Source organism: Roseivivax sp. THAF197b, assembly GCF_009363255.1.
Lineage (GTDB): Bacteria > Pseudomonadota > Alphaproteobacteria > Rhodobacterales > Rhodobacteraceae > Roseivivax.
The window spans coordinates 1,882,915-1,908,477 of the sequence record NZ_CP045318.1 but is presented as its reverse complement, the minus strand read 5'-3'; the positions used below and the strand labels follow the sequence as shown (position 1 = coordinate 1,908,477).

Here is a 25,563-nt window from a genome sequence, read left to right as displayed (position 1 = left end):
AAGGAGACGCGATCATGAATATCGGAGATGTCGCCGACCGCGCGGGCCTGCCGCCCAAGACCATCCGGTACTACGAGGATATCGGTCTTGTCCGGCCGGAGCGCATGGCCAATGGCTATCGCCGCTTTCGCGAGACGGATCTGCACAAGCTGCGATTCCTGGGACGCGCGCGCAATCTGGGCTTTTCGATCGAGGATTGCCGTACGCTCATGAACCTCTACGAGGATGAGAGCCGCGAAAGCGCCCAGGTCAAAGCCCTGGCCGAGGAGCATCTTGCCGCGATCAACGAGAAGATCACCCAGCTACAGGAGATGCGTGCGACGCTGACCGACCTCGTCGAGGCCTGCCATGGGGATGACCGGCCCGACTGCCCGATCCTGCGCAACCTCGCGCGGGATGAGACCGGCGCTTGATTGGCGGGCCCCCGGGTAAGTCTCAATCCGGCGGGTCACCATCAAACTTGCGGAGGCATGCGGTGACATCTTTACATAACCAGAAATTTGGTTATTTTGATGCCATGACACTGACCAGTCCCAACGCACGTGCCCTTGCGGCGCTCGGCCATGATGCCCGCCTGTCGATCTTCCGCCTTCTGGTAAAGGCCGGCGACGATGGCCTCAGGGTCGGCGATATCGGGGAGCATCTTGGGCTCGCGCCCTCGACGCTGGCGCATCATCTGTCGACGCTCGTGGGGTCGGGCCTAGTGCTGCAGGAAAAGCAGGGCCGCGAGGTTTTCAATCGTGTGGATTTCCCGGCCATGCGCAGCGTTCTCGACTTTCTGACCTCGGAATGCTGCACCGGCGTGACCACCTTGCCCGCGGAGGATGCCGCGTGAAGACGACATCCGATTTTTCTTTCGCTGAAACACCCGTAATTCTGGATATTTGGTCATGACCGATACGAGCGTTGCACAGCCCGGCCTGCGCGCCGCCCTTCGCCAGATATGGCAGACGCAGCGGGTCTGGCTCGCCTCCGCGCTGATCCTCGCGGTCCTCGCGGTCATCGACCCACCGCAAGCCATCGATTCCGCGGTGTTCGCGGGCAATGCGCTGTTGCACACCGCCCCTTATCTGCTGCTGTCCATTGGCATTGCCGCCTGGGCTGGTGCGACGGGCGCCGACAACCTGATCGCGAAAGCCTTCACCGGTGCGCCTGTTCTGATGATCGGACTTGGCGCTCTGGCGGGCGGGCTGTCGCCGTTCTGCTCCTGTGGGGTGATCCCGCTGATCGCCGCATTGCTGGCGATGGGCGTGCCGCTTTCGGCGGTCATGGCGTTCTGGCTGGCCTCTCCGATCATGGACCCGTCGATGTTCGTGCTGACCGCAGGAGTGCTGGACGTCGAGTTCGCGGTGGCCAAGACGCTGGCGGCCATCGGTCTCGGGGTCTTCGGCGGCGCGGTCGTGCATCTCATGATGCGGGGCGGGGCATTTTCGGACCCGCTGCGCGACGGCATCGGAAATGGCGGTTGCGGCGGCTCCAAGGTCCGGGCGCCGAAGCCGGTCATCTGGCGCTTCTGGGCAGAGCCCGCGCGTCGCGCAACCTTCGGCAAGACGGCCTTGTCCACGACGGTTTTCCTGGCGAAATGGCTGACGCTGGCTTTCCTGCTCGAAAGCCTGATGCTGGCCTGGATCCCGGCGGAAACGGTGACTGCGACCTTGGGCGGCGAGGGTCTTCTGCCCATCGTCACGGCAACGCTCGTCGGAGTGCCTGCTTATCTCAACGGCTATGCGGCACTGCCCCTTGTGGGTGGCCTGATCGAGCAAGGCATGGCGCCGGGGGCCGGTATGGCGTTTCTCGTCGCCGGTGGCGTGACCTCGATCCCGGCGGCGATGGCCGTCTGGGCCCTGGCACGCCCCCCGGTCTTCGCGCTCTACATTGCGCTGTCGCTGAGCGGAGCTTTCCTCACGGGCGTGCTGTTTCAAATCTGGACACTGGCGTGATGCGCGGATGGCGTGGTGTCGGTGCGGCTGGGAGTGCAGCCAGAGGGTATCAGGCGCGGTGATGACCAATCCCACTGCGCCTGATTGGAGGCGTGTTGGAAACGCGGTAAAGCCCGTCCACGCGCTGCATAACGCGATCGGAATATCTAACGACTGAGAGAATTATGGCGCCGACGGTAGGGGCCGCTCTCATAGCCTCCACCGGACATGCAGTATTCGTCATCGACGGCCCTTTGCGACGTCCCGGCAGCGATATCCCCCTCCTGGGTTCGGAGGAAGCAGGATGCTAGCCGAGAGACCTGCAGGGCCGGGGCCAGAAATGCTATCGAAACCAGACCCATACCTTGGCTTTGCGCGGCGACGGGATCTCCGTCCAAAGTGTCGTCTTGCACTGATGCTGACGCTCTGACCGGACAGCCGGTCCGGATCATATCGATTTTTCACTCATGGCATGATCGCGAGGTGGCTACGCGGTCCGACAACGGCTCCGTGGGAGGTCCGCAAACCGGCGTAGTGTACGATGATTTTGAAATTGGCATGTGTGCGGGCGAACGAACCCAACCAAACCAAGCGCAAAGACGGCTACAGATGAAATGATGGGTATAGCTCGTTTATCGGCTGCCAGACGGTCGCCCTTCCGAGAAACCTGACGGCACCGCAATCTCCGCGGACCAGATCGCGATCATTGGGAAGATCAACCGCACCAACTCGCCTTCAAGGTTTGGTCCGATCAATTCAAACCAATCAGAAAAATCGAGAAATGTGTTGCTGTGCGGGTCTGATTGATCTTATCGTCGGATAACAGACCCGTCGAACGGGCCGTGATGACGACAGTGAGTGAAAGCGTGGATGCTGAGAAGTGCATTGCGCAGAAATCGATAAGCGCTTCGAGAGATCTTATAAAGCTTTGAAAGTATACGATAATATAGCGGGGTGGTTTGGTATCCCTGCCGTATCGAAGGAGTGCTTCGACAGGCGTATTTGATGAAGCTTTATAATCGAAGTGTTCGACAGGTGGGTAAACCAATCGGGCGAAGACAACGCGCATCGGAGGAGATGCGCCGAAAATAGATGTTTCAAATAGGGAGGAGAAACATGTCCATCATCAGAAGAACCGTCCTGACGGCGGGCGGCGCTGCGGTTGCGCTTGCACTGACCGTCACCAACGTCGCCGCACAGGACGACCCGCTTCGGGTCGCGATGGGCGACATCGCCAGCGTCGAAAGCCTGAACCTGCTCATCGCGATGGAGCGTGCGGAGGAGCGGGGCGTCCCGATGCAGCTCGATTTCTTCAATTCCGAGGATGTGGCCGTTCAGGCCGTTCTCTCGGGCGAGGCGGACATCGGCGTAGGCGCGCCCTACGCATTCATGGCCAATTCGCAGGCGCCGATCCGGATGTTCTACCGGATGTCGACCCTGCTCTTCTTCCCGGTTGTCAATTCGGAGGTTTACTCCGGCTGGGCCGACCTCGACGGAGAGGAAGTTACCGTGCACTCGCGCGGGTCCGGGACCGAAGCGCTGATGCGTCTGATGGAATCCGTGCATGACATAGAATATTCCAACATGTCCTACGTGCCGGGTTCCGAGGTACGCGCCGGCGCGATGCTTCAGGGCACCATCAATGCCTCGATCGTCGATTCCGCGAATTTCCGTCTGCTGCAAGAGCGTGGCGGCGACAAGTTCATGCGCTTGCCGCTGGACGGGGTCAACGCCACGGATGAGGCCCTTTATGCACGGGCCGACGTGTTGGAAAATCGTGCGGACGACATGCAGATCTTTGTCGAAGAACTGCTGCGGACGTGGCGCGAGATCGATGAAAACCCCGGCGTGGTGAGCGAACTGCGCGAGCAATATGGCTTGCTTCCTGACCTGCCTGCGGACGTCGCCGCCGAGGCCGAGGCTTATTACAGCCAAGCCGTCGAAGGGGGCGTTTATCCCCTCGACGGTGGTGAGCCGCAGGATGCGACTGACGACATCGCCTTCCTTGCTGCCGCGGGGCAGGTCGACCCGGACGCTGTCGATCCCGCATCGTTTTGGGATTTCACACTTCTCGAGACCGCCAAGGCCGCACAATAAGATGCAAACTCGCCCGTCCCTCCGTGTTGGCGGGGCGGGTGGATACGCCGTCCGAAGGTGAGGAGAGCAAAGGTCAATGACAGCTGCCACAACCGATACGCAGGCCATCGCAGGCCCGACCAGCCGTGCGCTACAGGCGCTTGGCGGCACCCCGCTTCTATGGCGGTTGGCCTCGCTGGCGCTTTTCTGTGCCGCGTGGGAGATCGCGGGGCGCAGCAATTTCAACTGGGCGTTTCCGTCCTTTTTCGAAACCATGGCCGCGCTCTGGCGGCTCACGATCGACGGCTCACTCGGCGCCGCCTATCTGCGCACGCTCGAGCCCTTGGTCATCGGGCTGGTGATTTCCCTGGGCATCGGCGTGTCTGCGGGTGTCTCGATGGGTCTTCGGCGCGATGTCGAATGGATCACGCTGCCGGTTTTCATAACCATGCAGGCAGCGCCGATGGCAGCGCTCATTCCGCTTATCACCTTCGTCTACGGCATCGGGCTCACCTCCAAGGTGCTGGCCGTGTGCATGCTGGCCATGCCGGTGATTGCCATCAACAGCTACAAGGCTGTGCGCAACGTGCCCGGTTCGCTCGTGGATATGAGCCGGTCCTTCCAGGCCACGCGGACGCAGCAGATCCGCCAGATCATCCTGCCCGCGGCCAGTCCGATGATGTTCGCCGGTATCCGGCTTGGGGTCGCTGAAGGCTTCTCCGGTGTCGTGCTGGCAGAACTTCTGATCACGCCCACCGGGATCGGCGACCTGATCACCTTCAACCGATCAATCGCCAAGTTCCCTGAAATGTATGCCGTTATCGTTTCCATCGTCGCGTTCGCGGTGATCACCGTCTCGCTACTCTACCGGCTGGAGACGCGGCTGTTCCGGCCAGAAAAGAGAGGGGTCTGATGCCCATGAACCAAATGAATTCATCGATAGAGCCTGCGCAGCAGAATGAAACGCAGACCGACGCGATCATCGAGGTGCGCGACATCCACAAGATCTACGGAGAAAGCGTCGTTGCGCTCGAGGGCATCAACCTCGATTTCAAACGCGGCGAATTGACGAGCCTTCTCGGCCCTTCGGGCTGCGGCAAGACAACCCTGCTGAAGATTATCTCCGGCCTGCTGAAGGCCTCGTCCGGCGAGGTGCGGGTGAACGGGCAGACCGTCACGGCGCCGGGACCGGAACGGGCTTTCGTGTTCCAGGATTTCGCGTTGATGCCGTGGGCCAGCGTGCTGCGGAACGCCGCCTTCGGTCTTGAGATGCAGGGCATGGGCGTTCGTGAGCGCGAAGAACGCGCCCGTCACTACATCAATGAGGTGGGTCTATCAGGCTTCGAGGAAAAGTATCCTCACGAGCTTTCGGGCGGTATGCGCCAACGTGTCGGGCTGGCCCGCGCGCTGGCCGTCGATGCGGACGTTCTGCTCATGGACGAGCCCTTTTCGGCGGTCGACGAACAGACCCGGCGCAAGTTCCAGGAGGACTTGCTGCGCCTGCGCGAGATCGAGAAGAAGACGTTCATCCTGGTCACCCACTCCATCGAGGAGGCGGTTTACCTGTCGGATCGCATCGTCATGTTGTCACCGCGTCCAGGCCGCCTGAACCGCATCGTCACGCCTGAGATCGACCGTAGCGGCGATCCGGATCTGATCCGGCGCAATCCCGAATATCTGGACCTGATCGACGAAATCTGGGCCAGCCTGCGCGCCTACGTGGAGTAACCGATGGAATTGTATGGATTTCGCATCCCCAAAGCCGCCGCGCTGATCTTCTGGGCCGCGGCATGGGAGGTGATTGGCCAATTCGAACTCTTGTTGCTGTTTCCACCGCTCTCCGAGGTGATCATGGCGCTCGGTGACGTGGTTCTCACGCCCAGCTTCGCCGCCGCGGCACAGATCACTGTGCTGAGCTACCTTGCCGGGCTCGCGCTTGCCATCGTGCTTGGGATCGCGCTCGGCATGTTGATGGGGTTGGTGAAGGCGGCGGATCAGCTTCTGAACATGTGGGTCAACATCTTCCTGTCGGCGCCGCTTTCGGCGCTTGTGCCGGTCATCATGATCCTTTTCGGCATGGGCATGCCCACCGTCGTGGTGACGGTGTTCATGTTCGCCGTCTGGATCATCGCGCTCGACACCCGCGCCGGCGTTCTGCACGTGTCGCCGTCGCTGATGGAGATGTCACACGCCTTCGGTGCATCGCGCTGGCATCGCTTTCGCATCATTCTTCTGTCGGCCATGCCGGAGATCCTGGCCGGTATTCGCCTCGGCGTCATCCGTGGCGTGAAGGGCGTCGTGATCGGGCAGCTCCTGGTGTCGATCATCGGTGTGGGGGCACTCTTCTCGCTCTATTCCCAGAACTTCCTGATGGCGCATTTCTGGGCGCTCATCCTGATCCTGTTCGCCTTCGCGCTGACGCTGGCCGATCTCATCGGTCGACTTGAGGCGCGGATCGACTATTACGCAGGCGCCCGAGGGTGACGAATATGCCCTGCCAGGACCGACGTTCTGGCAGGGCTGAAACGTCGGCGGTCGCCTTCCACGGCGTGCCGAAAGTGTCAGCTTGATCTCAGCTGCATCAGGACGCGTTTCGCCATGGCCTTGAGTAGCGTGTGCAGCGTGCGAATTCGATGGCCCCGAGCGCGTCGCGCAATACCGTACCGAGACCGCCTCCAAAACGCGGGACTGCGGGGCGGGCATGGTCCGTATGATCCAGTCACATTCGACTTCTGGGTCAGACGACATGCCTCCGATATTCGGGTCAGAGCGGTTATCCAGCTAGAAAAACGGACCGAACACGCCTCGCGAAGTGGCGGGAGCAGGTTGTTCATATTTGCGATCGAGGCGAGGGCCTCGGGCGCGGTTGGCAGCGCCGTTTCCGGCCATTGCGCTGACGGCTCGGTCGTCAGCATGGGCGGGCCTTCAGGTGTCATCGCGCCGGAAAGGCGCTGCGTTCTTCACACATAAATCGCTGGGGGCGGGGGATCGCAATGCGCCCGCCGCCCCCAATTCTCTTCGTAGATGTTCGCAGCCGACCTTGGCCGGCAGACAAGCGCATTTCAGGCTGACCTGACCGCGCAAATCAAGGCGATTGCGGATTGCTCCGCCATGGGCATCCGGGCGGGTGCCCGACGCCTCAGACGACCGTGACGCTCAGCGTACCCAGGCCATCGATGCTGAGCTCCATCTTGTCGCCCTTCTGCACCGGTCCGACGCCAGCAGGTGTGCCAGACAGAATAACGTCGCCCGGCGCCAGCTCGAAGTATTCCGACAGATAGGAGATCATCTCGGGCACCTTCCAGATCATCTGGTTCAGGTCGCCCTCCTGTTTGACCTCTCCGTTCACCTTGAGCGTGAGCTGACCTTCGGCGGGGTGGCCGACTTTTTCGACCGTATGCACCGGACCCACGGGGGCGGAGCGCTCGAACGCTTTTCCGATCTCCCACGGGCGGCCCATCTTCTTCATTTCGCCCTGCAGGTCGCGGCGTGTCATGTCCAGCGACAGGCCATAGCCATAGACATGGGTCAACGCATCCTCGATGGCGATATTCGTCCCGCCTAACCCGATATACACAGCCAGTTCCGCCTCGTGATGCACGTCGGAACTGTGGGGCGGATAGGGGAATTCGCCCGACGGATCGAGGTTGTTGGGGTTCTTTTGAAAGAAGAACGGCGGTTCTCGGTCCGGATCGTGGCCCATTTCGACTGCATGCGCGGCATAGTTGCGACCAATGCAGTAAACGCGACGAACCGGGAATGTGCCGGATTCGCCATCAACCGGAACTTCCGGCACCGGCGGCGCCTGGATAACGTGGTTTGCCATGGGACCCTCTCTTTGAACTTTTCTCTTTTTCGTTAGCCAATGGAAATCTAAAGATCAATCTAGATCAATCTCTTTTTCAGTGACTCAGGCGAAATATCTGGTAGAAATGGTTCGAGCGCAAGTTTGCGCAATGTTCAGAAGGGATCATTGTTTTATGCTGACCCGCGTCGACCAGCCGGTTCGAGATGAAGCTGCAGAACGTCTCCGGGCGCTTATCGCCGATGGTGAATATGGCCCCGGTGATCGCCTTCCCCCGGAGCGCCGGTTGATAGACATGCTCGATGTGGGGCGGGCCGCTTTGCGTCGGGCGCTCGATCAGCTTGAGCGGGATGGCGTGATATGGCGACACGTGGGCAAGGGCACCTTCGTCGCGCGAAGCGATCGCGAAGAGGGCGACATTTTTTCAGACATTGCGCACCAGATGACGCCGATGCGGATGATGCGGGCGCGCCTCAGCATCGAGCCTGCGATTGCCCGTGAAGCGGCGATAAATGCCTCTGGCGAGGCGCTGGCCAAGATTGACGGTGCGATCGAGCGGGCCGCCGCTGCGGCAAGCTGGGCCGAATACGAGCGGCAGGACGACAGCTTTCATCGCGCGGTGGCGGAGGCGACCGACAATCTTCTGCTCGTTGCGATCTACGACAATCTCAATCGCGTGCAGCGTGAAGTTGCCTGGGGCGCGGTCGAGCGCAGCACCCAGAAGCCTTCCGCCAATCACACCAGTTTTGCGGAACACGCCGCCATAGCAAGGGCCATCGTCGCGCACGATCCGGAGGCCGCGTATCAGGCCATGCGGACGCATCTTCGATCAGTCTCAACCAGATTGTTCGGGGAAACGTGACCGCCCCCCTTGGTCAGCGCTGTGACTACTCGCGCCTTGGAGCGCAGGACGCATCCATCATGCGTGCGCCGCGGAGCCGGTCAGGTGTCCAGAACCGACGGGTCGAACAGCTCTTCCGGCTCGACAAGCCGCGGTGCGAGATGTTGGTGTACCGAATAGCGGCAGATGGCGGCCAGCTCCTCGCGGTTGGCGGCGAAGCCGTATCGCCAGTAATCTGGCCCGAAGCTTGCCAATGTGCGCTCCATGCTGGCGTTCAGCCAAGGCAGGCTGATGCGATTGGAATTGCCCAACCAGATCGCACGGAGCTCCTTGATCGCAATGTCGCGTGCCGCGACGCTGGCGTCGTAGAGCTTGCGGGGCAGGGTCGGGTCCGCATCGACAAGGGTCTTGCGGACGGCCAGGAGATGCATGATCGGGAAGAAGCCCGTCCGCGCATGATAGTCAATCTCCGCGGCCTCGAAGTCCGGAATGACGCGAACGATGTCAGGATTGCCGTCCAGGAAAGCCTGTAGCGGCTTTGGCGCAAGCACGGCGTCGATTTCGCCCGACAGCAAAAGGTCCTGGAGCGTCTGACCTTTCTCGATGGGCTCGACGATCATCCCTTCGGGAAGCGCGAGCGGCAAGCGCTCGGTCCGGACGCCCGCGTCGAGCGCGCCGGTGCGCCAGTGGATACTCTCGCAGTCGACGCCGAACTCGTCCTTGAGGATGCCTCGCATCCAGACTGCCGCGGTCATCTGGTATTCCGGAACACCCACCCGTCGACCGGCAAAATCGGCACAAGTCTCGATGCCGGAGCCGCGGCGGGCATAGAATCCGGAATGACGGAAGGCGCGGCTGATGAAGGCCGGCACTGCGGTGTAGTCCGAACCACCGCGCGCGATTTGAAGCAGGTAACTCGAAACCGAAAGCTCGGTCACATCGAAATGCGCCTCCTGAACCGCAAGCGGGAACAGCTTCGAGGTGGGGTGGATGTGGCTCTCCAGCGTGACGCCCGGCACCGTCACGCGACCGTCATGGATCGGCATGGTGCGGTCATGATCCCAAGTGGCAAAGGAGATTTTCATCGAAGCTCTCACAATTCGGCTCGGTCGGACAGCGCAGTGAAGGAGTTTCGGGTCAGAGACAACAATCGATGAGGCGCGTCAAGCGCGGGATGGGAGGAAGGTCGCACACTGCCAGCGGCCGCTCGCGAGGGACGCTGTACCGGAAGCCAGGATCACTCAGACAAGGAGGAGTGTGAAGTGAAGGATACGAATCTCGGGTCACCGGCAATCGAACTGAGGGGGGTGCGCAAGACGTTCCGGCTCTCCGAGGATCCGAAGGCCGATACGGTCCTGGCGCTCAACGGCATCGATCTGACAATCCGCAAGGGAGAGTTCCTGACAATCATCGGACCTTCCGGATGCGGAAAAACCACATTGCTCCGGATCATGGCTTCTCTCGAACAGCACGACGAGGGCGAGGTCCTCGTGGAGGGAGAGCCGGTCACCGAACCGGGAATTCGGCGGGCCATGGTTTTCCAGACCTTTGGTCTGTTTCCCTGGAAAACCGTCATCGACAATGTCCTTTTCCCGCTGATGGTTCGAAAGTTTCCCGCCGAAGAGGCGCGGGAAAAGGCGATGCGGCACATTCGCCGCGTCGGCCTCGAGAAATTCGTCGATGCCTATCCCCATCAATTGTCGGGCGGCATGCAACAGCGCGTTGGTCTGGCGCGCGCGCTCTCGACGGGGGCGGACATCCTGTTGATGGACGAGCCGTTCGGCGCGATCGACGCGCAGACACGCGAATTGATGCAGGAGGAATTGCTGCGCATTTGGGAGGAAGAACGGAAAACCGTCGTATTCATCACGCACGATCTCGACGAGGCCGTGTTGCTGGCCGACCGCGTGCTCTTGATGTCGCGCGGTCCGGGTCAGGTGCGCGAACTGATCGATGTGGATCTGCCGCATCCCCGCTTCGAATATGACGTTCGCGGTCACGAGAACTTCGCAAAGGTCCGCAGTCACATCTGGCATCAACTGCGCCACGATCTTGTCCAGCAGCGCGAGGAGGAGGCATCGTGAGGAGACGCAGCAAGAGCGCTGTTCGCCGGGACCAGATAGTAGGTGTTGCCGTCTTTCTGTCGGTCTGGGAAATCTGCGCGCGCATTATCGACAACAAGCTGATGCTTCCGTCGATCAGTCAGATCCTGGCGGCACTTTGGGACCTGATCATCAGCGGTGAGCTGATCACGGCACTCGCCGAAAGCATCTGGCTGCTGATCGTCGGGCTGATCGTATCCACGATCCTCGGGTTCATTCTCGGCGCACTCGTGGCGCGGTCGCGCACTGCCTACTGGATGCTGAACCCCTATTTCAGCGCGTTATTCGCAACCCCGACAATTGCCTTGGTCCCGCTGGTCCTTGTCTGGTTCGGGTTCGGATTTCCGGGACGCGTCATTGTCGTGGTTCTTGCAGCGGTGGTCCCGATCATGTTCTCGGTCGCATCAGGTCTGCGCGATGATCCCAAGGACCTTGTCGACGTGGCGCGCTCCTTCGGTGTGAAGGGGGAATTGCAGCTCCTTTACAGGGTACGGGTGCGCGCGGCCTTGCCGGTTCTGCTGGCCGGTCTTCGATTGGCCGCGGGCCGGGGCGTGGTCGGAATGGCTGTGGCCGAAACCTATCTTCGTCTTGGCGGCATTGGTGGCTTGATCAAGTCCTACGGCTCGATGTTCCAGACCGACTACGTCTTCGCGTCAATCCTGCCGCTATCGCTGCTCGGGATCGCAATCGTGTCGGTGATCGGCCGGATCGAACGTCGACTGCACTGGACCTGAGGGAGGAACGACATGCTTGCAAAGCTCAAGAAACCCAGCCTGTATCTCCCGCTTCTCAGCCTGCTCATCGTCTTCGGTGGCTGGGAACTGGTCGGTCGCAGCATCAATCCTTTGCTGTTCGCGCCGCCAAGCGTCGTCGCCGCGCAATTCGTCGAACTCTATCAATCCGGGGTTCTGATCGATGCTGCCAAGGTGACGATGCGTGCGTTGTTCCTTGGATACGCTCTGGCCGTTGTCGTGGGCGTTCCGTTCGGCATCATCATGGGCGCGTTCGAACGTTTCGGCGACATCCTGCAGCCCTACCTTTACGCCATATTCGCGACGCCGCGTGTGGTGCTCGTGCCATTGATCGTGGTCTGGTTCGGCATCGGCTTCGAAGCGCGGTTGTTTCTCGTGTTCTTCTGGTCGGCCATAGCAATCAGCGCAAACACCGCTCAGGGCGTGCGTCACGCGCGGCCCGATCTTGTCGAGGTTGCCCGGTCGTTCCAGGTCAACCGGTTTCAAATGGCGCGTCATGTGCTCATTCCCGGTGCGATCCCGTTTGTTCTGGCCGGCCTGCGCATCGGCGCCGAGCGCGCGATTGTCGGTGTCATCATCGGTGAGATGTTCCTGCAGATCGTCGGTTTGGGCGGTGTGATCACACAAGGATCGTCTGAATTGCTACCGGCCAAGATGCTCTGCGCTGTGGTGGTGATCGCTCTTGCCGGGACCATCATTGTCACGGCGCTCGATATGCTCGAGCGCCGGTTCCAGAATTGGAAGGGTGCCTGAACCAGGCTCTTTCTCGCCGTATTCAAAAACGTTCCGGGCGACAGCGGCAGTCAAAATCAACCTGGACGCAAAGATGCCCGTCTGCGGTGCATGCGGGTTCAACGCAAAATGTGGAGGAGAATACCATGACCATGAAGGCAAAGTTCAGGACACTCGCCGGAGGCGTCGCGCTGATCGCCATGACCGGGGCAGGGGCCGCGGCTCAGGACTTTGATCTGTCCGGGACCGAGGTGACCATCGGAACCGCTCAGGCGCAGGTTCTCAATATTGGCACGTTGCGGATGATCGAGATGCTCAGCGAATGGGGGGCTGATGTCACGCGCGTCGAACTGCCGACCATTTCGGGGCTTGAGGCCATCATCGCCGACCGGGTCGATGTCGCTTCGCGCAGCTCGGACGAGATCCTGATCGGGCAGGCGCGCGGCGTCGACGTTGTCGCCATCGGCGCACCTATCTCGACCATGCATTACGCCATCGTCTCCACCCCCGGTGTGGACGAAATCGCCGATCTTGACGGTCAGGCCATCGGGACGTCCGGGCCCGGGGGATTCAATGGAATGCTGTTTCGCTACATCCTGAAGGAAAACGGTCTGACGCCCGAGGAAGATGTCGCGATCGTTCCTGTCGGCGGCAGCAGCGAGCGCGCCGCAGCGATCATGGCAGGGCAGGTGCAGGCAACGGTGGTCTACATCGACAACTGGCTGGCGCTCGAGGCTCAAGGGGCCAACGCGCAGCTGCTGGGATACGTCGCGGACATCGTGCCGGGCCTGTCCTCGCGGGCCGTCTTCGCCGAGCGGGAATATATCGAGGCCAACGGCGATTTGGCCACGGCCATTGCCTGCGCCAACCTTGAGGTCAACCACTGGATCAATTCGAGCAAGGACGACTTCGTCGCGTACACCATGGACAACGTGCGTGGCGCAAATGAGGAAGCGGTCTCGAAGTTCTATGACGTGGCCATGGACATCAACATGTTTCCGACAAGTCCGGCCGAACTGCTCGATCCCTCTGGCTATCAGAGACTGGCCGACCTGCTCTATGATGGTGGCGAGCTTGAAACGCAGCTTGACGCCAGCAGCTTCGTCGATGGCAGCTATCTTGAGGAAGCAGCCGGAATGGGCTGCGGTACCGGCCAGATGAGCGGCTGACACAATCGTCTGTAAACAATTTCGCCGGGGCGGGGGGATTTCCGTCCCGGCAAAGCGGCCGAGCGCTGCGCGATCATGACTGGCCATGACTGTCGGGGCGCGGATAGCGGTTGACTTCGTGGTCCAGCCGGACGCTTTGCCGACGACACAAACGAGATCTCTTCAGCACAAAACCTCGCTTTCAATGGTCAGTGAAGACCCTCGAAGTCTGACGGCACTTTGCGGCGCAATGGTTCGTTCTTTGGTGTGCTGAAACGGGATGGAAACGACCGGCATAGCAATGCGGCGTTTCAGTCGATCCGAAAATCGTTAATCAAATGCTCCGCGCTCTACCTATGCCCGCCATGGTCGCAGCGGGTTGGTGTCACAGCAGTTAGCCCCATCAGGTCATCAGACGCGATGGCCATCGGTCTTTCCGTCACTCCGGCAAACGAGATATCGCTCAGAAGGGTGAGTTGCTGCTTTAGGGGCTTCGCTTTGGGGGAGAAATGCATGCAAAGCGAAAAAGCAGTGAGCGCTCAAGTTCGACCGTATTTTGGGAGATATAGCGCGGCAGATGTCGGCGCCGGTGGACGCCCGTCGGGCGGCATTCGAGGTAAGGTTGGGGCTGGAGCGAGGCCCGCATTTCCCCGGCTCCTGAGCCAAACGAAGAAACGGGAATTGTGCGATGCAGGGCAAGATGCGACCCATATCGCAAGTTTACCAATTTTCGCGATCTCTCAGGAAATTTTGGCTCCGGCGGTAGGGGCCGGACTCGTGCCTTTCAACCCACGGATTCAAAAGAAAAAACGGCTCTGACACCGAAGCTGACTCTGGTGTGTATGTGTTGTGTCACGGCTTTGTCCGCCGTGGCAACTCATTTGTGTGCGGCCGGTGTCCTGTCTTTTCATGACCATCTTCACCGATATCCGCCGCGGTGGATCCGGGAACTCGCGCCGCGGTTCAGGCGACGCGAGCCCGTACTCATCCGCGCAGACGGAGGAGTTCGCGATCGACAGCGATTGCTTGCTCCACACGACGTGAAGCTTTCTGAAGCTCCCGCAGAGGACGCATGACACCGGTCAGATGGCGCGCGACATCGCTCAGGACGGTTTCATAACCGCCAATATCGAGACTGTATTCATCGTCGACGTATTGTTGTCGCGTGCCCGCCGCGATGTCCTTTTCGAGAGCCCTGAGGAGCCTTGCGAGGTCCGAGGCTTCACGCTGCGTCATCAGCGAACATGTCTCGAAATCGCTTTGCAGCCGGTGAGCACATTTGCGCATATCCGGACAGTCTTTGACGTGGTCGAGCACCGCCGGGAGAGCGAGGTATGCATTGCCGCGGCAATCGAAGTAGTTCGACAGCGCGGTTTCGAGCGGGTCACTGTGAACGCAGCTCATGACAGCACCGCCTGGTTCGACGGCATGGTCTGCTGTCCACCGCGGAGTGCCGTCTCGAGCGCTTCGTCGAGGGCTTCAGCGAGAAGGCAGATTTCCTCGACATACGGTTCGGAAGGGTCGAGCTCCGCGAAATACGCTGACTCCGGGCGGTCGAGCTCGTGAACATGCTCGAGGTGGAGCAGGTCTCGTAGTTCATGCAGCTCGCGCACCACGCGGCGCGTGACACTCGTCTGCGTGAGCGCAGCGTCGAGGAGACGCTGCACCCGGCGAAGCCAGGGGCGTCCGCCGAGGAGGAGCGCGGCGTTCTGAAGACCCTCGCCGTTTTCGGCGAGGAAGATGTGCAGCCTGGACGGCTGTCTTTGAAAATCGAACATGTTCGATCTCCTTTTCTTTGCTCCGGACGGGATTGCCCGGGCTACAAGACCGCGCGGGCCTCCAGTCAGCGCGTCTGATTTGGGTAATTGAGAGTTGGTGCGGCTGCACGTTACCGAGAAAACGGCGGGGCAGGGGGCTCTATTGAAGCCGTTCTGCCTCTTGCTGCCTATATCCTGATGGGCTTTCCGGTCTGTGCGTCGTCTCACATAGAGGACGATGAACAGACCGGAATGACCCATCGCTTGATCAGATCTTTTCGGCCACCTTCGTCACAGGCCGTTACCGATGGTCTTGCCTAACCTGAGCTACCCCCCGAAATTCGGACACTGACATAAGCTACGATTTGCAGTCTGCTGATCTTCGATGAGAAGGAGATTAGAGATGTCGAAACGGAAGCAGCACGCGCCTGAGTTCAAGGCCAAGGTCGCGCTGGAAGCCCTGAAAGGAGAGGAGACGGCCGCTGAGCTGGCGAGCCGGTTCGGGGTGCATCCGACGATGATCCATCAATGGAAGCGAGCGCTGCTTGAAGGCGCGTCCGGCGTGTTCGAGCGCGGGGGCCGCAAGAAGGCGGAGATTGACGAGGAGCAGGTGAAGGAGCTCCACGCCAAGATCGGGGAGCTGGCGGTGGCCAACTCTTTTTTGGAACGAAAGCTGAAGCCTTGGGGCGGGAAGTGAGGCGCGGGATGATCGAGCCGGGCCACCCAAATCTGTCGATTGGGCAGCAGTGTAAGCTGCTGTCGATCGCGCGCTCGTCTTTCTATTACACGCCCAAGGGCGAGACCGAGCAGAACCTCGGCCTGATGCGGCGGATCGACGAGCAGTTCCTGGAGACGCCGTTCTTCGGTTTCCGCCAGATGACCTGGCACCTTCGCAATGACGGGCACCTCGTCAACGAGAAGCGGATACGCCGGCTAATGCGCCTCATGGGGCTCATGCCGATTTACCAGAAGCCCAATACCAGCAGGCCCGCGAAGGGGCACAAGACCTATCCCTTCCTGCTGAGAGGTCTGCGGGTGGATCGCCCGAACCAGGTCTGGTGCGCGGATATCACCTACCTGCCCATGCGGCGTGGGTTCCTCTATCTGGTGGCCATCATGGACTGGCACACGCGCAAGGTTCTTTCCTGGCGGATCTCGAACACGCTGGAAGCCGAGTTCTGTGTCGAAGCGCTGAACGAGGCCATCCACAAGTTCGGTCCACCCGAGATCATGAATACCGATCAAGGATCCCAGTTCATGTCCTTCGCCTGGACGGATCGGCTCCGCCGGTCCGGCGTGCGGATCTCCCCTCTCGGCAGATTTGCGGTGCAAATCGCCTGCCGGGCAATGGATGGATGGGAAAGGTCGCTTCCTCGACAACATCTTTATCGAGAGGCTGTGGCGCACCCTGAAATACGAGTGCGTCTACCTGCATGCTTGGGAGACAGGATCAGAGACGAAGGCGGCCATCGGGAAATGGATGACCTTCTACAACCATCAGCGCCCACACTCAGCCCTCGACGGCAAGCCCCCGGCGCAGGTCTATTGGCAGAAAAATGATATCAACCAACCTGATCAGCAGGTGCAACGAATAGCTTAAATTACGCCAGATACTGTCCAAGAGATGGGGAGTAGCTCAGTTCCGGATCGACGCGACCTATCCGGAAGTCGACTTCTTCTACACGGGATCCGATGGTGAGAAGCGACGGGTGCAAACCGTTGAAGAACAGGAGTTCCCTCAGTTCTACCACAGGAAGCCAGTCCGGGATCCGAAACAGCAATCTGCCGACAACCGAGACACCGATGGGGATGTGATCGAAATCGATGCGGATGCACAGGTGCCTTTATCTGCAAGCGAAGCGACACCGCCCAAGCTCGAGGAAGGCCATTTCACCTATTCTGAAAACCGGAAGGGCGTCAGCTTCGAGAAGCTCTTCGGCCCGTACACGGACGGAGCAGCCCGGACCGTCTTGACCGACCCCTACATACGCAAGCCTTACCAGATCCGAACCATGATGGAATTTGTGGAAATGATCATCCAGCGCAAGCCGCCTGAGGATCAGATCTCTATTCATCTCGTGACCGGCCCAAATGACGGTGACATCCAGAAACAACGTGAGCTACTCGACAGCATCACTGAGGCCTGCACCGGCTCAGGTGTCGATTTCACATGGGCCTTTGACACAACCGGAACGGCGCACGCACGGGATATCGTCACAGATACCGGCTGGAAGATCGTGCTGGATCGCGGTTTGGATATTTTCCAAGCTCCGATGCGTCGCGAAGGCTTCAGTCTCGGCGATCGACTACAGGAACACCGAATGGTGAAAGGGTTCTACGTAACCTACGTGCGGCAGAAGCGCGTGGCCTCCTGACAAGCGCTCAGTTGGCTGTTGTTCAGCGCAGCAAGCTGACCATTGCTCCAACCTGCTGGTTACGCCAGAAGGGCGGGAAGCGGACTTTCGCCGCGAGTGCGCGGCCAACCACATTTGAGGATTTGCGCCGACTTTGATTGCAAACTTTGGATCGTCTACGTAATTCGATAGGACTTTCACGATGACACCCTTGGACGGGTCCCAAGATTACTTTTGTTCGCCATGAGGATTGGGAAAAGCCAGAAGTATTGCGGGGCTCTGATCCGTTGGACTTTAAGCTATCAGAGACGATTTGCTTGATGCCCTTCAACAAGTTTGCGCTGGTCTGCTTGAGGCCCCCCAATCACGCACCTACCTTAGTCTTGTTTTTTTGTTTGTCATTTTAGGCACTCTTGGCTCCGGGAGGAGTAAGAGTATTGGGCAGAATTCAATCGAGCTGTATGTTGTTGGCCACCGCTGTCAACTTTTCGCTGGCTAATGAGGCGAGCGCACAAGTCGTGGTCGACATCCAGTATCTGCGTCAGGAGGTGCCGCCGCCGCCCGTCCTGTCGAATCTCGACCGGATCCCGGAGGATCTGGGTATCGCTGGCGCCGAGGTTGGTCTCGCGGACAACGCCACGACCGGCCGCTTCATGGGCCAGGACTGGACGTTGACCGTCACATCCGTTCCTGAAGGTGGGGACTGGGCGGGAGCGGTCGAGACAGCGCTGGCCGAGAGCCCGCTTCTGCTGATCGACTCCCCGCGCGAGAACCTGCTCGCCGCTTCCGATATAGCGGGCGAGGCGGGCGCGCTCCTCTTCAACGTCGCGGTCGCGGACAGCGACCTGCGCGCGGGTGCCTGCCGGGCGAACGTCTTTCACACGATCCCCTCCTATGCCATGCGCACCGATGCGCTCGTCCAGATGCTGCGATTCAAGCGCTGGGAGGATGTGGCGCTCGTGGAAGGCCAGGCGCCTGAGGATCTGGTCTATGCCGAGGCGTTGCGCGCCTCGCTTACGAAGTTCGGAATGGAGCTTGGCAGCGAGACCGACTGGACGTTCGATGCAGACATGCGCCGCTCGGCCAGCGCCGAGGTGCCGCTCCTGACGCAGGAACTCGGCGAATACGATGTTCTGCTCGTCGCGGACGAACGGCATGATTTCGGCCGCTATATCCTCTATAACACATGGCTGCCCCGGCCCGTCGCAGGCTCTGAGGGGCTAACCGCCTTGGCCTGGTCCCCTTCGGTCGAGCAATGGGGCGCGGCTCAGCTGCAGTCTCGCTTTACCGAGCATGCGGGCCGCGACATGGCTCCCCGCGATTATGCCGCATGGGCCGCCTTACGCAGCCTCGGCGAGGCTGTGACCCGAACGGGCAGTGCCACTGCCCCGGATCTGCGAGCCTATTTTCTCGGCGAGGAATTCGAGCTCGCGGGCTTTCTCGGCCGCCCGCTGACCTTCCGTCCGTGGAACGGGCAGCTGCGCCAGCCCATCCCCATCGTCCATCCCCGCGCCCTGATCGCGCAGGCCCCGCTCGAGGGGTTCCTGCATCAGGTGAACGAGCTCGATACGCTCGGACAGGATCGCGCCGAGGCAGAATGCACTGCCTTCGAGTGACCCTCCTTTCGGGTTGGCCGAAATATCCCGGGGGCCGCGAGGGCTGGCCCCTCGAACCTCTCCTGTCAAAAGGACAAAACATGAAGCTGACCGCCACGCTTGCCACCCTCACGCTCATCGCCGCCCCGGCGCTGGCTGACGAGATCTGGGTCTCGAACGAAAAGGATAACACGATCAGCGTGATCGATCTCGATACGCTCGAGGTGACCCGCACGATCGAAACCGGGGAACGTCCGCGCGGCATCACCTTCTCGCAGGATCACTCGGTCCTCTATATCTGCGCCTCCGATTCGGACGCGGTGCAGGTGATGGATCCCGAAACGGGCGAGATCCTGCACGATCTGCCCTCGGGCGAGGACCCGGAACAATTCGTGCTGCATCCCGACAACCGCCGCCTCTACATCGCCAACGAGGACGACGCGATCACAACGGTCGTGGACACCGAAACCCGCACCGTGATCGCCCAGATCGATGTGGGGATCGAGCCCGAGGGCATGGCCGTATCGCCCGACGGGCGCATCGTCATCACCACTTCCGAGACGACCAACATGGCGCATTGGATCGACACCGAAACCCAGACCCTGATGGCGAATACGCTGGTCGATTCGCGCCCGCGCCACGCGGAATTCATCAAAGACGGGACCGAGCTTTGGGTCTCGGCCGAGATCGGCGGCACGATTTCGGTCTTCGACGTTGCCTCCCAGACGGAGACGGCCAAGATTGAATTCGAGATCCCCTCCATCAACCCCGACCGCGTTCAGCCCGTGGGCTTCGAGTTCACCAATGGTGACAGCCATGCCTTCGTGGCGCTCGGCCCCTCGAACCATGTCGCCGTCGTCAATGCCGAGACCTACGAGGTCGAGGATTACATCCTCGTGGGCCGCCGCGTCTGGCACATGGCATTCAACGCGGATCGCTCCAAGCTTTTCACCACTAACGGCGTCTCGGGCGATGTGACCATGATCGACGTGGCCTCGCGCAAGGCGGAAAAGACGATCAAGGTGGGCCGCTTTCCCTGGGGCGCGGCCTTCCGCCCGACAAAATGATCTAAAGGAGAAGAAAATGATCAAAAAAACCTTGATTACTTCAGTAGTAGCAATCTGCTTACCGTTCGTAGCAATCGCGCAAGATGACGATGATGACGCGCGACCGTTTGGGTTGGCTGGCTTGTTGTCTAACGGGAACAAGCAGGATCTTGAACCAATTCAGCTATCTGCGGGTATGCCCCTGACAAACGAGCCATGGACCTTGCAGTCCGGCACATACTACGAGTTTGAGATCCAAGGAGATGGAAGCCAAGAACTCGCGCTCATCGGATCTGATTTTTTTCGCGCGATTTGGATTGATGAAATCGTTGTAGAGGGGCTCGAAATTCGGCCTCTCGGACTTGATAGTATCGAGTTTGATGAAGCGGGAGAGATGGAGATTGGCTTTATTGCCATTAAACCGGGTAGCTATCATCTCATGATCCCTGGCTCGACTGGAGACACACAAAGATTGGAAATTACTATTCAGTAGTTTTTGATTGGCAATGATTCGGAGTGTAGGCAGATCTTCAGGTCTGCTGCACTCCTAACTGAAAACAAGCATTGATAAGAGCAGCAATAAGGTAATTTGTCTCCAGCTGGCTTTGAAGGCTTGATACGATGCGCCTTTGTAGAGAGCCGCTGTCCAATTAAGAGAAAAATAATCACCAAAACCGTTTTCTCACCAAGAAGCGTGCGGCCTTGGGGCCTCCTCAACGTAAGCACGAAGGTCCGATTTGGGCCGAAATTCGCTGGAAAGCATTTATCAATTTCCGCCAGATGAATAGGAAGTCGTCCTGGGCCATGCTTGGGTTTGAGTGGACAATGGATCCTGTCTGCTTCGCACTAATATCAGATATCATAGACAATAAAGAACTATCGGTTGTTTTGCCTCCCGATATCCGTTTCGATCCATATGAATTGTTCACGACGGTCTATTGTCACGTGGGCCCAAAAATGCACGATGGCGATACAGCGGGGTGAAGGGAGCTCAGTGCACGCTTAAAAACGCTCACGCTCATGCACTCTCCCTGATCACCATTTTGCCCAGAAAGGTTCGATCGAGATTGCTGGACTCCGCGCGTTCCAGTACGTCGACGAGGTAGTCGGCCATCTCTGTCAGGGGCTGACGATAAGTCGTGAGCCGGTAATTCGGGCTCGCCGCTTGCGGGACATCGTCGAAACCGATCACGGCGATATCGCCGGGCACCTGCAATTTCAGCCGGTGGCGGATCGTGTCTATCGCCCCCATGGCCAGGGCATCGTTTTCGCAAACGATGATATCGGGCAAGTCCGCGGCCGGGCGATCTCGCAGCGTGTCGTAAACGATTTCCGAGCTGAGATGCGGATCATATGCACTGACTGCAACGCTAAGCGGCTCTGTGCCGGTGCCATCCTTCCAAGCCCGTGAAAACGTCTCTTTGCGCAAGAGATGCGCCGACGTGGTTCTGGGGCCAGCCAGATACAACGGGCGCTTATACCCACGCTCAAGAACATAGCGCGCGATATCGCGGGTTGCGGCCTCATCATCGACACAGATCGAAATCGTATTCGGGTCCTCGGAGCTGCGCGCAAAGATGATCAGCTTCTTGAATCGACGGGCCATATGCGCGGCATTTAGCACCTCATCGTCGAATTGCAGGCCGATGAGGATTGTCGCGTCCACGCGCCGTTGGCTGGCATTGAGGAGCGCAGGCGCAGCATCATCAGGGTCCAGGGTGTTGACCAGCAGCGTATCCCATCCATGACTGCGCAGCGCCCGGGTAAGCCGTTCCAGCATGACGAGCTTATGAGGATTGGCAAAATCATCGATCAAGAGCGCCACAAGATGTGATCGTGCGGATGCCAAGGCTGCGGCGTGAAGGTCGGGCACGTATCCCAGGGTTTCCGCAGCAGCCATGACCTTGGCGCGCGTTTTGGGCGAGATAGAGGCGTCTTTCTTGAAAGCACGATTGACCGTCCAGCGCGAGACTCCCGCAGCCAGCGCGACATCATCTGCCGTTACATTCTGCGTTTGATTCCCGTCTGCCACGAGACCCGCTCCTCCGATTCGTCTTCGTCGTACTTCCGAAAGCGTCGTACTCCACCGCGCGTTCGCATCTAAACCCTTTATTAGCATGATTATTGCACCCGCGTGCAAAAATAAGTTTGCACGCGGGTGCAAAATGGTTATCGTTCAGAAAACGCTGCGTCATCTCGTGGCAAGTCTGGGAGGACTACATGCTTAAAGTTGGTTTGCTCGGCGCTGGCCGGATCGGTCAGGTGCATGCCGTCAACATCGCGAACAACCCGCGGTCGAAACTCGTCGCAGTCTCCGATGTGCATTCGCCGTCGGCGGAAAAGCTTGCCGCCGCCTACGGTGCCGAAGTGCGCACATCGGAGGAGATCCTTGCAGATCCTGCGATCAACGCGGTGCTTGTCGCGACCTCAACCGATACGCATTCCGATCTCATCGAGGCTGCTACGGCATCTGGCAAAGCGGTCCTTTGCGAAAAGCCTGTCGACCTGTCCCTGACCCGCGCCGAGGCGTGTCTTGAAAAGGTCCGCAAGACCGGCCAGCCCGTCATGATCGGCTTCAATCGGCGCTTCGATCCGAACTTCGCGGCCCTCAAGGCCGCGAGCCTTGGTGGGGAAATTGGCAAGTCGGAGATGCTTTCGGTCACCTCTTTCGACCCGGCGCCGCCGCCTGTCAGCTATATCAAGGTCTCCGGCGGGCTTTATCGCGACATGATGATCCATGACTTCGACATGGCGAACTTCCTGATGGGCGAGCGTCCGGTCACGGTGCGTGCCGTAGGCAGCGCCATCGTCGATCCCGAAATCGGCGCAGCGGGCGATGTCGACACGGCCGTGGTCACTTTGACTTATGGCGATGGTCGTATCGCAGTCATCAAGAACAGCCGCCGTGCGGTATACGGCTACGACCAGCGTGTTGAGCTTTTGGGGTCCACGGGGCTCTTGCAGGCTAACAACATGCTCGAGAACACGGTGGTGAAATCTACGACCGAAGGCGTCGTTTCCGCAAAGCCCACTTTCTTTTTCTTAGAACGGTACATGCCCGCTTATGCCGCCGAGTGGGAAGCCTTCGTGGCCGCCATCCTCGATGGAACCGAGCTGCCTGTGACGCTTGAGGACGGGATCTCGGCGCTGGTCCTGGCCGAGGCGGCCACCCAGGCGTCTCAAACCGGCAAAGCTGTCGAACTGCCCGGCTAACGGGCCGGAATTCCCCCGTGTCGCACCTGAGGAGGAGGTGGCGCGGAGGGCAGAAATCCAGCGCATGGTGCGCAGGATGATACCAGCGGGGGCCTGGGGCGTCCGCGTTTATCGAAGAGGGAGGAAACCCAGATGAAGAAACTACTCGCTTCTGTGGCGACCGTCGCGACGATTGCGACTGCCGCACCTGTGCTGGCCGCCGATATCATCGTCGTGGCGCATGGCCAAGCGAACGACCCGTTCTGGTCCGTAGTCAAGAACGGCGTGCAGAAGGCCGGTGAAGATACGGGTGCAAATGTCGAATTCCGCTCGCCCGAGACCTTCGACATGGTCCAGATGAGCCAGCTGATCGACGCTGCCGTTAACCAAGAGCCTGATGGCCTCGTGGTCTCGATCCCCGATGGCGACGCTCTTGGGCCTTCGATCCGTCGTGCGGTCGAGGCGGGTATTCCGGTCATCTCGATGAATTCCGGCTCCGACGTGGCCGGGGAGTTGGGTGCGTTGCTGCATGTTGGCCAGTCGGAATACGACGCGGGCGAGGCCGCAGGCGCCAAGCTGGCCGAGATGGGCGGCACCAAGGCGATTTGCGTCAACCAGGAAGTCGGCAACGTTGCGCTCGATCAGCGCTGTGAGGGCTTTACCGCGGGCTTCGGCCAGGAAGTCACCGTAATCCCGACGATGAACGATCCGACCGAGGTCGAATCCAAGGTCCGCGCGGCGCTCGAGTCCGATCCGGACGTGGACACTGTTTTGGGCCTTGGCGCGTCGCTCGTGGGTGAGCCCGCGGTCGCTGCGGTTCAGGCCATCGGTCGTGACGATGTGCTTGTCGCCTCTTTCGATCTCTCTGCCGGGTTCCTTCAGTCGGTGGCAGACGGCGATGCCGCCTTCGCGATCGACCAGCAGCAATTCCTGCAGGGCTACCTGCCGGTCGTCTTCCTGGCGCTGAATGCCGACTACGGCCTTATGCCGGGTGGCGATGTACCGTCGGGTCCGAACCTCGTGACCCAAGATGCCGCCGGTCAGGTCATCGACCTGTCAGCGCAAGGCATCCGCTGATCAAAGCACGCTCGGGCCGCGCACATAGCGCGGCCCGTCTTGAAACAAGGGAGGGGAAGATGGCTTCTGACATGCACGCACACGCGGATGAGCGCATCCGTGCGGAGTCTCTCGGAACGAGGCTCATGAAACGACCGGAACTCGGGGCCATCGGAGGCGTGATCCTCGTCACCCTGTTCTTCCTCGCCACCGCAGATGGCGCGATGTTCACACTATCTGGAATCATGAACTTCATGACGCCCGCGGCGCAATTGGGCATTCTCGGCATCGCAGCCGCTATGCTGATGATCGGCGGTGAATTCGATCTCTCCATCGGGTCCATGGTTGCCTTCGCGGGCATGGTCTTCGGGATCTTCACGGTCAATCTTGGGCTGCCACTTCTGTTCGCCATCCCGCTGACGATGGCCTTCGCGGCTTCAATCGGCGCAGCCAACGGCGCGATCGTCCTGCGCACCGGCCTGCCGTCCTTTATCGTCACGCTGGCCGGATTGTTCATCCTGCGTGGTGCATCTCTGGTCGGTCTGAAGATCTTCACCGGCGGCTCGACGCAGCTGCGCGGCGTGCGCGATGCGGTCGAAGGCGACTGGCTGGCTCCGATCTTCTCGGGTGAGGCCTTTCAGGGGCTCTTCGCATGGCTCGCCTCCATCGGCCTCATCGAGACCTTCAAGAACGGCGCACCGAAAGTGCCCGGTGTTCCCGTCGAGATCCTGTGGTTCATCGCCTTTGCGCTTGTTGCCACATACGTCCTTCTCAGAACGCCTGCAGGCAACTGGATATTCGCAACCGGCGGCGACACTAACGCGGCCAAAAATTCCGGCGTTCCCGTGCGCAAGGTGAAGCTGTCGCTCTTCATGCTCACCGCATGTGCCGCAGCGTTGGTCGCGATCATCACCGTGATCGATGCAGGCTCCACCGATGCGCGCCGCGGTTTCATGAAGGAGTTCGAGGCGATCATCACAGCCGTGATCGGCGGCTGCCTTCTCACCGGCGGCTATGGCTCGGCGATCGGCGCATTCTTCGGCGCGATCATCTTCGGCATGGTCACGATCGGTCTGACCTACACGGACTTCGATCAGGACTGGTTCCAGATCTTCCTCGGAGGGATGCTGCTTCTGGCCGTCGTCTTCAACAACGTGATCCGCAAACGCGTGACAGGGGAGCGCTGAG

Annotated in this window: 24 protein-coding genes and 1 pseudogene; 20 read left to right on the top strand and 5 right to left on the bottom strand. The window is 60.1% G+C overall.

All coding sequences use genetic code 11. The annotated features are described in order from the left end of the window. Positions 1 to 14 precede the first annotated feature (14 nt). The 7 genes from cueR to FIV09_RS09460 all read left to right on the top strand — a co-directional run bounded on the left by cueR (position 15) and on the right by FIV09_RS09460 (position 6,479). Complete coding sequence (gene cueR, locus FIV09_RS09490; RefSeq protein ID WP_152449712.1) at positions 15 to 413, top strand: Cu(I)-responsive transcriptional regulator; 399 nt, start codon at positions 15 to 17, stop codon at positions 411 to 413. A 104-nt stretch (positions 414 to 517) separates the two neighbouring features. Continuing rightward, the gene (locus FIV09_RS09485; protein ID WP_152449711.1) at positions 518 to 835 is read left to right on the top strand and encodes a helix-turn-helix transcriptional regulator; all 318 of its coding nucleotides are present in this window, start codon (positions 518 to 520) and stop codon (positions 833 to 835) included. Between the two features lie 55 nt (positions 836 to 890). Beyond that, positions 891 to 1,940, top strand: coding sequence for a permease (locus FIV09_RS09480; protein ID WP_172975676.1), 1,050 nt, complete (start codon positions 891 to 893; stop codon positions 1,938 to 1,940). Positions 1,941 to 3,035: 1,095 nt separating this feature from the next. Next, positions 3,036 to 4,016, top strand: a complete 981-nt coding sequence (locus FIV09_RS09475) for an ABC transporter substrate-binding protein (protein ID WP_152449709.1) — start codon at positions 3,036 to 3,038, stop codon at positions 4,014 to 4,016. Positions 4,017 to 4,092: 76 nt separating this feature from the next. Continuing rightward, positions 4,093 to 4,908 carry an ABC transporter permease gene (locus tag FIV09_RS09470; protein ID WP_152449708.1) on the top strand — a complete coding sequence of 272 codons (816 nt, stop codon included), beginning with the start codon at positions 4,093 to 4,095 and terminating at the stop codon, positions 4,906 to 4,908. Further along, positions 4,908 to 5,723, top strand: coding sequence for an ABC transporter ATP-binding protein (locus FIV09_RS09465; RefSeq protein WP_216646458.1), 816 nt, complete (start codon positions 4,908 to 4,910; stop codon positions 5,721 to 5,723). The genes FIV09_RS09470 and FIV09_RS09465 overlap by 1 nt, the downstream gene beginning before the upstream one ends. Before the next feature lie 3 nt (positions 5,724 to 5,726). After that, positions 5,727 to 6,479, top strand: a complete 753-nt coding sequence (locus FIV09_RS09460; protein WP_152449707.1) for an ABC transporter permease — start codon at positions 5,727 to 5,729, stop codon at positions 6,477 to 6,479. A 655-nt stretch (positions 6,480 to 7,134) separates the two neighbouring features. On the opposite strand, the gene FIV09_RS09455 is transcribed toward FIV09_RS09460, so the two are convergent. Continuing rightward, entirely contained in the window at positions 7,135 to 7,821 is a 687-nt protein-coding gene (locus FIV09_RS09455; RefSeq protein ID WP_152449706.1) for a fumarylacetoacetate hydrolase family protein, read from the bottom strand. Between the two features lie 154 nt (positions 7,822 to 7,975). Here FIV09_RS09455 and FIV09_RS09450 point away from each other — a divergent pair, with 154 nt between their 5' ends. Then, on the top strand, positions 7,976 to 8,662 hold the full coding sequence (locus FIV09_RS09450; RefSeq protein ID WP_152449705.1) for a FadR/GntR family transcriptional regulator: 687 nt from the start codon (positions 7,976 to 7,978) through the stop codon (positions 8,660 to 8,662). A gap of 80 nt (positions 8,663 to 8,742) precedes the next feature. Here the strand turns inward: FIV09_RS09450 and FIV09_RS09445 are convergent, their stop codons facing one another. Then, on the bottom strand, positions 8,743 to 9,726 hold the full coding sequence (locus tag FIV09_RS09445; RefSeq protein ID WP_152449704.1) for a 4,5-dihydroxyphthalate decarboxylase: 984 nt from the start codon (positions 9,724 to 9,726) through the stop codon (positions 8,743 to 8,745). Between the two features lie 177 nt (positions 9,727 to 9,903). Here FIV09_RS09445 and FIV09_RS09440 point away from each other — a divergent pair, with 177 nt between their 5' ends. The 4 genes from FIV09_RS09440 (at position 9,904) to FIV09_RS09425 (ending at position 13,396) form a co-directional block, all read left to right on the top strand. Then, on the top strand, positions 9,904 to 10,725 hold the full coding sequence (locus FIV09_RS09440) for an ABC transporter ATP-binding protein (protein ID WP_152449703.1): 822 nt from the start codon (positions 9,904 to 9,906) through the stop codon (positions 10,723 to 10,725). Further along, positions 10,722 to 11,477 carry an ABC transporter permease gene (locus FIV09_RS09435; RefSeq protein WP_152449702.1) on the top strand — a complete coding sequence of 252 codons (756 nt, stop codon included), beginning with the start codon at positions 10,722 to 10,724 and terminating at the stop codon, positions 11,475 to 11,477. The genes FIV09_RS09440 and FIV09_RS09435 overlap by 4 nt, the downstream gene beginning before the upstream one ends. A 12-nt stretch (positions 11,478 to 11,489) precedes the next feature. Further along, positions 11,490 to 12,248, top strand: a complete 759-nt coding sequence (locus tag FIV09_RS09430; RefSeq protein ID WP_152449701.1) for an ABC transporter permease — start codon at positions 11,490 to 11,492, stop codon at positions 12,246 to 12,248. Between the two features lie 125 nt (positions 12,249 to 12,373). Beyond that, positions 12,374 to 13,396, top strand: coding sequence for an ABC transporter substrate-binding protein (locus FIV09_RS09425; protein WP_152449700.1), 1,023 nt, complete (start codon positions 12,374 to 12,376; stop codon positions 13,394 to 13,396). A gap of 963 nt (positions 13,397 to 14,359) precedes the next feature. Here the strand turns inward: FIV09_RS09425 and FIV09_RS09420 are convergent. Together FIV09_RS09420 and FIV09_RS09415 are read right to left on the bottom strand one after the other, a co-directional pair. Further along, on the bottom strand, positions 14,360 to 14,779 hold the full coding sequence (locus FIV09_RS09420) for a hypothetical protein (RefSeq protein WP_152449699.1): 420 nt from the start codon (positions 14,777 to 14,779) through the stop codon (positions 14,360 to 14,362). Next, complete coding sequence (locus FIV09_RS09415) at positions 14,776 to 15,153, bottom strand: hypothetical protein (protein ID WP_152449698.1); 378 nt, start codon at positions 15,151 to 15,153, stop codon at positions 14,776 to 14,778. The genes FIV09_RS09420 and FIV09_RS09415 overlap by 4 nt, the downstream gene beginning before the upstream one ends. 382 nt (positions 15,154 to 15,535) lie before the next feature. Between FIV09_RS09415 and FIV09_RS09410 the strand changes: the two are divergent. The 5 genes and pseudogenes from FIV09_RS09410 to FIV09_RS09390 all read left to right on the top strand — a co-directional run bounded on the left by FIV09_RS09410 (position 15,536) and on the right by FIV09_RS09390 (position 20,620). Then, positions 15,536 to 16,732, top strand: a pseudogene (locus tag FIV09_RS09410) (IS3 family transposase). Positions 16,733 to 16,841: 109 nt separating this feature from the next. Continuing rightward, complete coding sequence (locus FIV09_RS09405) at positions 16,842 to 17,507, top strand: MIT C-terminal domain-containing protein (protein ID WP_254702462.1); 666 nt, start codon at positions 16,842 to 16,844, stop codon at positions 17,505 to 17,507. A gap of 440 nt (positions 17,508 to 17,947) precedes the next feature. Then, entirely contained in the window at positions 17,948 to 19,102 is a 1,155-nt protein-coding gene (locus FIV09_RS09400; protein ID WP_152449696.1) for an ABC transporter substrate-binding protein, read from the top strand. An 80-nt stretch (positions 19,103 to 19,182) separates the two neighbouring features. Next, on the top strand, positions 19,183 to 20,148 hold the full coding sequence (locus FIV09_RS09395) for a YVTN family beta-propeller repeat protein (RefSeq protein WP_152449695.1): 966 nt from the start codon (positions 19,183 to 19,185) through the stop codon (positions 20,146 to 20,148). Positions 20,149 to 20,164: 16 nt separating this feature from the next. Then, positions 20,165 to 20,620 (top strand): hypothetical protein, encoded by a 456-nt coding sequence (locus FIV09_RS09390; RefSeq protein WP_152449694.1) that lies wholly within the window; start codon positions 20,165 to 20,167, stop codon positions 20,618 to 20,620. A 525-nt stretch (positions 20,621 to 21,145) separates the two neighbouring features. Here FIV09_RS09390 and FIV09_RS09385 read toward each other — a convergent pair. After that, positions 21,146 to 22,159 (bottom strand): LacI family DNA-binding transcriptional regulator, encoded by a 1,014-nt coding sequence (locus FIV09_RS09385; RefSeq protein WP_254702461.1) that lies wholly within the window; start codon positions 22,157 to 22,159, stop codon positions 21,146 to 21,148. 116 nt (positions 22,160 to 22,275) lie between these two features. Here FIV09_RS09385 and iolG point away from each other — a divergent pair, with 116 nt between their 5' ends. From iolG to FIV09_RS09370, 3 genes are all read left to right on the top strand, one after another. Further along, positions 22,276 to 23,340 carry an inositol 2-dehydrogenase gene (iolG, locus tag FIV09_RS09380; protein WP_371417760.1) on the top strand — a complete coding sequence of 355 codons (1,065 nt, stop codon included), beginning with the start codon at positions 22,276 to 22,278 and terminating at the stop codon, positions 23,338 to 23,340. Positions 23,341 to 23,472: 132 nt separating this feature from the next. Continuing rightward, on the top strand, positions 23,473 to 24,396 hold the full coding sequence (locus FIV09_RS09375; protein ID WP_152449692.1) for a sugar ABC transporter substrate-binding protein: 924 nt from the start codon (positions 23,473 to 23,475) through the stop codon (positions 24,394 to 24,396). A 125-nt stretch (positions 24,397 to 24,521) separates the two neighbouring features. Next, positions 24,522 to 25,562: an ABC transporter permease gene (locus FIV09_RS09370; RefSeq protein WP_371417759.1), complete on the top strand. Its 1,041-nt coding sequence runs from the start codon at positions 24,522 to 24,524 to the stop codon at positions 25,560 to 25,562. Position 25,563 lies beyond the last annotated feature (1 nt).